This is a genomic window from Rhodococcus mengyinensis, assembly GCF_048381435.1.
Taxonomy (GTDB): Bacteria; Actinomycetota; Actinomycetes; order Mycobacteriales; family Mycobacteriaceae; genus Rhodococcus_F; species Rhodococcus_F opacus_D.
In genome coordinates, this window is the sequence record NZ_JBLWIT010000125.1 from 83122 (window position 1) to 92982 (window position 9861).

Annotated in this window: 8 protein-coding genes; 3 read left to right on the forward strand and 5 right to left on the reverse strand. The window is 68.4% G+C overall.

Annotated features, from left to right (window positions below):
• Positions 1-57: 57 nt before the first annotated feature.
• Together ACNJ7E_RS28785 and ACNJ7E_RS28790 are read left to right on the forward strand one after the other, a co-directional pair.
• On the forward strand, positions 58-1530 hold the full coding sequence (locus ACNJ7E_RS28785; RefSeq protein ID WP_280782671.1) for a PspC domain-containing protein: 1473 nt from the start codon (positions 58-60) through the stop codon (positions 1528-1530).
• Positions 1523-1750 (forward strand): hypothetical protein, encoded by a 228-nt coding sequence (locus ACNJ7E_RS28790; protein ID WP_280782670.1) that lies wholly within the window; start codon positions 1523-1525, stop codon positions 1748-1750. Before ACNJ7E_RS28785 ends, ACNJ7E_RS28790 begins: the two co-directional genes overlap by 8 nt.
• Positions 1751-1810: 60 nt before the next feature.
• On the opposite strand, the gene guaA is transcribed toward ACNJ7E_RS28790, so the two are convergent.
• From guaA to guaB, 4 genes are all read right to left on the reverse strand, one after another.
• Complete coding sequence (guaA, locus tag ACNJ7E_RS28795; protein WP_005570997.1) at positions 1811-3382, reverse strand: glutamine-hydrolyzing GMP synthase; 1572 nt, start codon at positions 3380-3382, stop codon at positions 1811-1813.
• Between the two features lie 64 nt (positions 3383-3446).
• The gene (locus ACNJ7E_RS28800; protein WP_283333007.1) at positions 3447-5189 is read right to left on the reverse strand and encodes a GMC family oxidoreductase N-terminal domain-containing protein; all 1743 of its coding nucleotides are present in this window, start codon (positions 5187-5189) and stop codon (positions 3447-3449) included.
• A 209-nt stretch (positions 5190-5398) separates the two neighbouring features.
• Positions 5399-6538, reverse strand: a complete 1140-nt coding sequence (locus tag ACNJ7E_RS28805) for a GuaB3 family IMP dehydrogenase-related protein (protein WP_418341587.1) — start codon at positions 6536-6538, stop codon at positions 5399-5401.
• 33 nt (positions 6539-6571) lie between these two features.
• A complete protein-coding gene (gene guaB, locus ACNJ7E_RS28810) occupies positions 6572-8095 on the reverse strand; it encodes an IMP dehydrogenase (protein ID WP_037244801.1) in 1524 nt (507 codons plus the stop codon).
• 243 nt (positions 8096-8338) lie between these two features.
• On the opposite strand from guaB, the gene ACNJ7E_RS28815 reads away from it, so the two are divergent.
• Positions 8339-8743 carry a DUF5319 domain-containing protein gene (locus tag ACNJ7E_RS28815; protein ID WP_005239778.1) on the forward strand — a complete coding sequence of 135 codons (405 nt, stop codon included), beginning with the start codon at positions 8339-8341 and terminating at the stop codon, positions 8741-8743.
• Between the two features lie 85 nt (positions 8744-8828).
• On the opposite strand, the gene ACNJ7E_RS28820 is transcribed toward ACNJ7E_RS28815, so the two are convergent.
• Positions 8829-9848, reverse strand: a complete 1020-nt coding sequence (locus tag ACNJ7E_RS28820; protein ID WP_418341588.1) for an anti-sigma-D factor RsdA — start codon at positions 9846-9848, stop codon at positions 8829-8831.
• Between the last annotated feature and the right edge of the window lie 13 nt (positions 9849-9861).

Below are 9861 nucleotides of genomic sequence, written 5' to 3' on the forward strand. Positions count from 1 at the left end.
CCTGACTTCGGCCCGCGTTCCGGCCCACCCCGACCGGAAAGATCAGGGTAGTTCCCGATGTACGCGCGCCGCGCCGACCGGAACGATGGTCGTATGAGCAATGGGAGCTTCCAAGAGCAGATACAGGATCTGTGGCGGACCCGGCCGGTGCGGTTGCCGGGCCGTGGTCACGTCGCCGGTGTCTGTGCGGGAATCGGCTACCGCTACGGCGTCGATCCCGTACTGATACGAGTCGCCTTCGTCGTGTCCACCATCTTCGGTGGCGCCGGCGTGCTCCTCTACCTGGCGTGCTGGCTCGCCCTCACGAAATCGGGCGACCCGGCCTCCCCAGCGGAGTCGCTGGTGGGACGCGGTCACAGCTCCGACTCGGGCACCAAGACCATCGTCCTTCTCGTCGCACTGGCCATCGCGCTGAGCACCGTCGGCCCCTTCGGTGTCGGCCTCGGCGGCTCCGGCCTGGTCAGCATGGCGTTGATGCTCGGCGGCCTGTGGCTGCTGTATCAGCGGCAGCCGATACCCCCACCGTTGCCCGCCGGCGCCGTTGCCCCGGGTGTCGGGACCGGGTATCCCGGGACGAGTTTCTCGCCCGGTCAGTTCGGCGCCAACCCGTTCGGCCCCGGCACGTACGGTCCGAGTGCCTACGGTCCGGGTGCGTACGGTCCGTACACGAAACTTCCCGACTCCTACACGCCGAGCACGCCGCCGGCCTCCGGCGAGAAGCCGGCCGACGCACCCACGGAGGCACTGAAGCCCGAAGCTGCTGCCGCCCAATCCGATCCGGTGTCGTTCGAGAAGTCGCCGCCCCCGGGTCCGCAGGTCGACGCACCCTCGGCCCCGTTCGCGCCGCTCGAACCGCGACCGCCGGCGTGGGACCCGCTCGGGGTCGCCCCGTTCGCATGGGATCTGCCCGAACCGGCCAGGACCACCGCTCCCGCAGTACAACCGGACCGCACCCACTCCCGCCTGACGACGATGGTGATCGGGTTGGCGATCCTCGCGGCCGCGGCGGCGACCGCGTTGTCGGTCGCCACCGGATCCGACTGGTTGAACCCCGGTCGCATCGGCGCCGTTGCGCTCGCCGTCATCGGAGTGGGGTTGCTGATCGGCGGATTTCTGCGCAAGGGCTACGGACTTCTCGTCGTCGCCGGCCCGCTGATCGGTTTCGTGATCCTCGCCTCGATCGTCGGTTCACTCGACCTGAACAGCGAGAACATGGGCGATCGGACCTGGAACCCGGCGACGGCGGCCGCCATCGAGCCTGCCTACTCCGGCGGATTCGGCAGCTTCACGCTCGACCTCCGGAACGTCACTCTCACCGAGGACAAGACGGTCGACGTCAGTGGGCAGTTCGGTGAGGTCGTGGTGCTCCTGCCGCCCGGTATGAACGTCGAGAACCACTGCACCGCGCAGTTCGGCGACGCGCAGTGTCTCCCGGAGGGCCTCGACGGTGGCGTCGACGGCACGGACGGTCACGTCCTGACCCTCAATGCCGATGTCCGATTCGGAAGTGTGGAGGTGCGCCGTGGATGACGTGGACGACACTCAGGGCAGCGAACAGACCCGGACGCGGAAGCGCCCGTCGCCACTACTGCTCCTCGCAGGATTGGCAGCACTCCTGGTGAGCGGCTGGGCGCTCGCGGGGCCGTTCTCGCTGGAACCGCTCGCGAACGTCGGGTTCCGCTGGCTGTTCGTGGTGATCGCGGTGCTGGTCGGCGTGGTGCTCGTGTTCGCACCCAACCGGCGGAAGTAGAGACGCAACCGCACGTGCGCGGTGAGTGAGTCCGAGGACTCGCTCACCGCGCACAGTGCGTCACTCCCACTCGATGGTGCCCGGCGGCTTGCTCGTGATGTCCAGCACGACACGGTTGACGTCGTGCACCTCGTTGGTGATCCGGGTGGAGATCCGCTCGAGAACGTCGTAGGGCAGTCGCGTCCAGTCCGCGGTCATCGCGTCCTCACTGGACACGGGGCGGAGCACGATCGGGTGACCGTAGGTGCGTCCGTCACCCTGCACGCCGACGCTGCGGACGTCGGCGAGCAGCACCACGGGGCACTGCCAGATCTGACCGTCGAGCCCGGCGGCCGTCAGCTCTTCGCGCGCAATGGAATCCGCGTGACGCAGGATGTCGAGCCGCTCCTGCGTGACCTCGCCGATGATGCGGATGCCCAGCCCGGGGCCGGGGAACGGCTGGCGTCCCACGATTTCCTCGGGCAGACCCAACTCGCGTCCCACCGCCCGGACCTCGTCCTTGAACAGCAGGCGGAGCGGCTCCACGAGCGTGAACTGCAGGTCTTCCGGCAGTCCGCCGACGTTGTGGTGGCTCTTGATGTTGGCCGTGCCGGTGCCGCCGCCGGATTCCACGACGTCCGGGTACAGCGTGCCCTGCACGAGGAATTCGACCGTGTCGCCGTGCGCGGCGTTCTCGCCCAGCACGTCGCTGACTGCGCCCTCGAAGCTGCGGATGAACTCGCGGCCGATGATCTTACGTTTGGTCTCCGGGTCGGACACCCCCGCCAGCTCACCGATGAAGGTGTCGGCGGCGTCGACCGTGATCAGCTTGGCGCCGGTCGCGGCAACGAAATCCTGTTCGACCTGGGCACGCTCGCCCGCCCGCATCAGACCGTGGTCGACGAACACACACGTCAGGTTGTCGCCGATGGCGCGCTGCACGAGCGCCGCCGCGACAGCGGAGTCGACACCGCCGGAGAGCCCGCAGATCGCCTTGCCGTCGCCGACCTGCTCGCGGACCTGCTCGACGAGGGCGTCGGCGATGTTCGCGGCCGTCCATGCGGGAGGAATGCCGGCGATCTCGTGGAGGAACCGGCTGAGCACCTGCTGGCCGTGCGGCGAGTGCAGCACCTCCGGGTGGTACTGCACACCCGCGAGCTTGCGGGCCCGGTCCTCGAACGCGGCGACGGGTGCACCCTCGCTCGTGGCCGTCACCTCGAAGCCGGCCGGGGCCTCGGTGACCGCGTCGCCGTGGCTCATCCACACGGGCTGACTGGACGGCAGCCCCTCGTGCAGCAGACCGCCCTGCACCTTCAGGTCGGTGCGGCCGTACTCACGGGTGCCGGTGTGTGCCACCGTCCCGCCGAGTGCGCCCGCCATGGCCTGGAATCCGTAGCAGATGCCGAACACCGGAATGTCCAGATCGAACAGTGCCGGATCGAGTTGCGGCGCACCGTCCGCGTAGACGCTCGACGGCCCGCCCGACAGCACCACGGCAAGGGGATTCTTGGCCGCGATCTCCTCGACGGTCGCGGTGTGCGGAACCACCTCGGAATAGACCTTGGCCTCACGCACCCGCCGGGCGATCAGCTGCGCGTACTGCGCGCCGAAGTCGACGACGAGGACCGGTCTCTGTTGCTCGATATCTGCCACCGGGTCAGTCTAATCGGCGCAGCTCTGTGGTCTGCGCGACCCCATGACCCGGCCCTCTCGCGCCCTATGCAACGCCGTGCTTCTGCGCGTCGGGCACCACGGAGCTGTTGCGGATCTCGACGATCGGCAGCACCAGCGCGGCGGGCGCCCCCGCCGGGACGACCGGTGCGACCGGGGCGACCGGGTTCAGGCGCCGGTATCCCTCGCCCTGCGCCGGACGCAGGTCCTCCTCGCCCTTGTTCGGCCACAGCGAGGCCGCACGCTCGGCCTGCGCCGAGATCGTCAGCGACGGGTTGACGCCCAGGTTCGCGGACACGGCCGACCCGTCGACCACGCTCAGCGTCGGGTAACCCCACACGCGGTGGTACGGGTCGATGACGCCCTTCGACGGTTCCGACGCGATCGTGCAGCCCCCGAGGAAGTGCGCGGTGAGCGGGATGTTGAACACGTCGCCCCAGGTGCCGCCCGCGCGACCGTCGATCTTCTCCGCGATCCGGCGGGTCGCCTCGTTGCCTGCCGGGATCCAGCTGGGGTTCGGCTGGCCGTGGCCCTGCTTGCTGGTGACCTTGCGCCGACCGAACAGGCCCTTCTTCGTGTACGTGGTGATGGAGTTGTCGAGGTTCTGCATCACCAGCGCGATGATGGTGCGCTCGCTCCACTTGTACGGGGTGAGGACCTTCAGAGCTTTCGGATCCTTCGCGAGTTCCTTGAGGAACGTCATCCACCGCCGGCCGCCGCCGTCGGTCAGCAGCGTCTGCAGCAGCGCCATCGAGTTCGACCCCTTGCCGTAGCGCACCGGCTCGACGTGGGTGTCGGACGTCGGGTGGAACGACGACGTGATGGCGACGCCCTTCGTGAGCTCGAGCGCGGGGTCCACCTTGTTCTTGGCGGCGCCGAGGATCGACTCCGAATTGGTGCGGGTGAGCACGCCCAGCCGGTCGGAGATCTTGGGCAGCGCGCCCGTCTCCTTCTGGTCGAACAGCAGATGCTGGGTGCCCCACGTGCCCGCGGCCAGGACGACGTTCGCGGCGGTGTACGTCTTGCGGTTCCGGTTCTTCCGCGGCCCGCTGCGCCGGGTGAAGACGTCCCAGGTGCCGTCGGACGCCTCGCGCAGACCGGTGACCGTGGTCATCGGGATGATCTCGGCGCCCGCCTTCTCCGCGAGACCCAGGTAGTTCTTGAGCAGGGTGTTCTTGGCGCCGTGCCGGCATCCGGTCATGCATTCGCCGCACTCGATGCATCCGGTGCGGTCGGGGCCGACGCCGCCGAAGTACGGGTCGGGCACGGTCTTGCCCGCTTCACCGAAGAAGACACCGACCGGGGTCTGGATGAACGTATCGCCCACCCCCATGTCCTCCGCGACCGACTTGATGATCTCGTCGGCGGGGGTCATGTGCGGGTTCTGGACCACGCCCAGCATCTTGCGGGCCTGCTCGTAGTACGGCGTGAGCTCGTCGTGCCAGTCGGTGATGTGCGACCACTGCTTGTCCTGGAAGAAGGAGGCGGGCGGCTTGTAGAGCGTGTTCGCGTAGTTGAGCGAACCGCCACCGACGCCGGCGCCGGCGAGGATGAGGCAGTCGCGCAGCAGGTGGACGCGCTGGATGCCGAAGAAACCGAGGGCGGGCGCCCAGAGGAACTTCTTGAGATCCCAGCTGGTCTTCGCGAAGTCCGCGTCGGCGTAGCGACGGCCCGCCTCGAGGATGCCGACCTTGTAGCCCTTCTCGACCAATCGGAGTGCGGTGACACTGCCACCGAATCCGGATCCGACGATGAGGACGTCGTACTCCGTTGCGCGCTGCTTGCTCATCACTCGACCTCCAACGACACCTGAGTTATTACTCGCCAGTATGCACCCCTCGGCTGTGACAGCTGCCACAAGGGTCACCTAACTGTAACGAGAGGTATCAGGAACGGTCGTGATACCCGCAAACGCACGTCGCCCAATGCCTCATCTGTGCGGTTGAACTGCACCGATGTGACATTGGGCGACGAGAGAAGCGGCGGCGAACGGACGCCTCAGGCGCGGACGGTCAGGCCGACCTTCTGAAATTCCTTCAGATCCGAGTACCCCGTCTTCGCCATCGAGCGGCGCAGCCCGCCGACGAAGTTCAGCGAACCGAACGGGTCGTCGGACGGACCCGTGAGGACGCGGTCGAGCGACGGACGGTCACCGAACGAGACCGGCAGCATCGTGCCGCGCGGAACCGAGGGATGCGCCGCGGCCGACGGCCAATACCAGCCGCCGCCGGGAGCCTCCGCCGCGACGGCCAGCGGTGCGCCCAGGACTGCGGCGTCCGCACCACAGGCGATCGCCTTGGCGAGGTCGCCCGAGGAGGTGATGTCGCCGTCCGCGATGACGTGGACGTAGCGTCCGCCCGTCTCGTCGAGGTAGTCACGGCGAGCAGCAGCGGCGTCCGCGATGGCGGTGGCCATGGGGAGACCGATGCCCAGCACCTCACCGGTGGTCGTGGCGCCCTCGGTGGAGCCGTATCCGACGATCACACCGGCCGCGCCCGTACGCATCAGGTGCAGCGCGGTGCGGTGATCGCTCACCCCACCGGCCACGACGGGGACGTCGAGCTCGGAGATGAACGTCTTGAGGTTCAGCGGCTCGCTGTCGCCGTGCGCGACGTGCTCGGCGGAGATGATCGTGCCGTGCACAACCAGCAGGTCGATGCCCGCCTCGAGCAGCTGCGGGGTGAGCGCCCGGGCGTTCTGCGGGCTGACCCGAACCGCGGTCGTGACACCTGCGTCGCGGACCTGGGCCACGGCAGCAGCCAGAAGCCCCGGCTGCAACGGCGCGGCGTGCAGTTCCTGCAGTTTCTTGATCGGCGCCTCGACGTCGACGTCCGACTCGGCCAGCGCAACGAGTTCGGCGAGCTTCGCCTCGACGTCCGCATGCCGGCCCCACAGACCCTCACCGTTGATGACCCCGAGGCCACCACGCTTGCCGAGTTCGATCGCGAACGACGGCGACACGAGCGCGTCGGTCGGATGCGCCAGCACAGGAATGTCGAACCGGTATGCGTCGAGCTGCCAGGACGTCGACACCTCCTTGGAGGAGCGGGTCCGGCGGGAGGGGACGATGTCGATGTCGTCCAGCTCATAGGTTCGTCGGGCTGTTCGGCCCATGCCGATCTCAACGAGGTCGCGCACGCGCGCCCCTTTCTCGTGAATCGTGACTGGTTGCTAGCGAGCGGTGTAGTTGGGAGCTTCGACCGTCATCGTGATGTCGTGCGGGTGGCTCTCCTTCAGACCCGCAGCGGTGATCTGCACGAACTGCGCGTTCTGCAGTTCCTCGATCGACGACGCTCCCGTGTAGCCCATGGCGGCCCGCAGACCGCCCGTGAGCTGATGGGTGACCTGGGACAGCGGACCGCGGAACGCGACCCGGCCCTCGATGCCCTCCGGAACCAGCTTGTCCTCGGACAGCACGTCGTCCTGGAAGTAGCGGTCCTTGGAATACGACTTCGCGGCGCCACGGCTCTGCATCGCGCCGAGGGAACCCATGCCGCGGTAGCTCTTGTACTGCTTGCCGTTCACGAGGATCAGCTCGCCCGGCGACTCCGCGGTGCCCGCGAGCAGCGAACCGAGCATGGCCGTCGACGCGCCTGCCGCCAGGGCCTTCGCGATGTCGCCGGAGAACTGCAGTCCACCGTCGGCGATCACCGGCACACCGTGCGGCTTGGCCGCGGCGACCGCTTCGAGGATCGCAGTGATCTGCGGGGCGCCGACACCGGCGATGACGCGGGTGGTGCAGATGGAGCCGGGGCCGACACCGACCTTGACCGCGTCCACACCGGCCTCGATGAGAGCGGCCGCACCGCCGCGGGTGGCGACGTTGCCGCCGATGATCTGCACGCGCTCGTCGACCTCGGCCTTGAGCTTCGAGATCATGTCCAGCACGCCGGCCGAGTGACCGTGGGCGCTGTCGACGACGAGCACGTCCACTCCGGCGTCGGTGAGAGCCATTGCGCGGCTCCACGCCTCGTCACCCACGCCCACGGCGGCGCCGACGAGGAGCCGGCCGTCGCGGTCCTTGGTGGCGTCCGGGTGCTGCTCGGTCTTCACGAAATCCTTGACCGTGATGAGGCCGGTGAGCTTGCCCTGACCGTCCACGATCGGCAGCTTCTCGATCTTGTGGCGGCGGAGCAGACCCAGCGCCACCTCCGCGGTGACACCCTCCTGCGCGGTGATCAGCGGCGCCTTCGTCATGACCTCGGACACGGCGCGGTTCTGGTCGACCTCGAAGCGCATGTCGCGGTTGGTGATGATGCCGACGAGCTGCCCCGCCTCGTCGGTGACCGGAAGTCCGGAGATCCGGAAGCGGGCGCACTTGGCGTCGACCTCGGCGAGAGTGTCGGACGGCTTGCAGGTGACCGGGTCGGTGACCATTCCCGCCTCGGACCGCTTGACCGTCTCCACCTGCCCGGCCTGGGCCTCCACCGACAGGTTGCGGTGCAGGACGCCCATGCCGCCGGCGCGGGCCATGGCGATGGCCATCCGCGCCTCGGTGACGGTGTCCATCGCGGAGCTGACGAGCGGCACTCGCAGCCGGATGTCCCTGGTCAGCTGGCTGGACGTGTCGACCTGGCCGGGGATGACATTCGACGCCGCCGGCAAGAGCAGGACGTCGTCGTACGTGAGACCCAGCATCGCGACCTTGTTCGGGTCGTCACCGCCGGTGTGTACATGCCCTGCTGAACTTGTCATGCGGTTCGGGCCCTCCATGGAACATAGGTGCGGCGCCGGTGGCGCCGTCTGCGGACATTCAGATCTTCGATCTGGTGGAAACTTTCGGGAACACGGATACAAGAAAAAGGCCGGAGCGACGATCGATATTCCCAGCTCCACAGACCATGATATCGGCTCGACGCGATCACCACGGAGCCCACCCACGCTGGGCGTACGCCGAACGGCTGGCGCAGACCGGGCTGACCTGCGTACCGTGGTGCTGTGCGCGATCAACTGCCTCCAGGTCTGCCCCCGGACCCCTTCGCCGGCGACCCCGCCGACCCGTCCGCAGCTCTCGACGCGATCGAACCGGGCCAACCACTCGACCCCCACGAGCGTCTCGCCGTGGAGGAAGATCTGGCCGACCTCGCCGTGTACGAGGCGCTGCTGGCACATCGCGGGATCCGCGGTCTCGTCGTCTGCTGCGAAGACTGCCAGCAAGATCACTACCACGATTGGGACATGCTTCGTGCCAACCTCCTCCAGCTTCTGGTCGACGGCACCGTGCGCCCGCACGAGCCCGCCTACGACCCGACACCCGAGGCATACGTCACCTGGGACTACTGCCGCGGCTACGCGGACGCCTCGATGAACGACGCTCTGCACGGAGACGGTTTCGACGCCTGATCCGGCACAACCCGATACAGACCACTGTGGCCCGACACGCGAAGTGTCGGGCCACAGTGGTCTGTGCGGGAGGGCCGCCGAACCGCTAGCTGGTGGGCGGCAGCACCGGGACCGGGGTCGTAGTGGTGGGCAGCGGCACCGTCGAGGGCTCCTGCGGCGGCTGCTGGGTGGACGGCTCCGTCGCCGGAGTGTCCGAGGGCAGCGTCGGAACCAACATGATCGTGGGATCTGGGCTCATGGGCGGCACCGTTTCGGGCGGAGGAGGCGGCAGCGTGGGCAGCTGTGGCAGCGGGATGGGCGGCAGTCCCGGAATCTGCAGATCAGTCGGCAGGGTTCCCGGCAACTGCTCGACTCCCGGCAGTGTCGTCGAACCGGGTGTGCCCGGCACGGTGGCCGGCAACTCGGTGGCCTGCGTCGGCGCATCCGTCGTGGTGGTACCGGGCGTCGTCGTCGCAGGCGGCGTGGTGGGAGCGATCTTCTCGACCTCCGCGGCGAGCTTCGCCCGCCACACGTCGAGTTCGTTGCGCATGTCGGCGTCACGTACCCCGCCGGAACGGTCGGCGGCGCCCTCGAGCAGGTTCTTCGCCGCCTCCGCGTCGCCCGAGGCGATCAGCCGCTCGGCCTCCTGCAGCTGCGACGTGGTGTCGATCTGCGCGACGGTCGAATCGGCCTGCTGGCTGAACACGACCGACTTGACGCTCCACAGCGGATCGCCGGGTGCGGCGTTGTACGAGAAGATGGTGGCGCCACCCATGACGACCGCGATCGCGGCGGCAGCGCCTGCGATGGGTCGCAACAAGCGGAGCTTGCTGCGGGCAGCGCTGCGTGCGGAACGGGCGTCCGAGGCGTCGATCGCCGCGATCACGTCGTCCAGCAGCGGCCCGGTCGGCATCGGCGTCGCCACGATGTCGGCGCGCCAATTGGTCAGCAGAAGCGCGAGCTCGTACTGCTCCGGCGAATCCGTTGCGACGGGACCGCCGCCGGCGATCGCGTCGATCAAAGCGTCGTCGCGGCGCACTGCCGCGACGTCCACCGGTGCGTCGTCTCCTGGGAGATCGGCATCGGGATTGCCGTTGCGCTTGATGCCCCTAGCCAAACCTCTCACCTGCCCTCGTCAC

Coding starts and splice junctions, on each gene's coding strand:
- ACNJ7E_RS28800 (WP_283333007.1), bottom strand. CDS start 5,189: ATGAGCAAGCAGCGCGCAACGGAGTACGACGTCCTCATCGTCGGATCC.
- ACNJ7E_RS28785 (WP_280782671.1), top strand. CDS start 58: ATGTACGCGCGCCGCGCCGACCGGAACGATGGTCGTATGAGCAATGGG.
- guaB (WP_037244801.1), bottom strand. CDS start 8,095: ATGACAAGTTCAGCAGGGCATGTACACACCGGCGGTGACGACCCGAAC.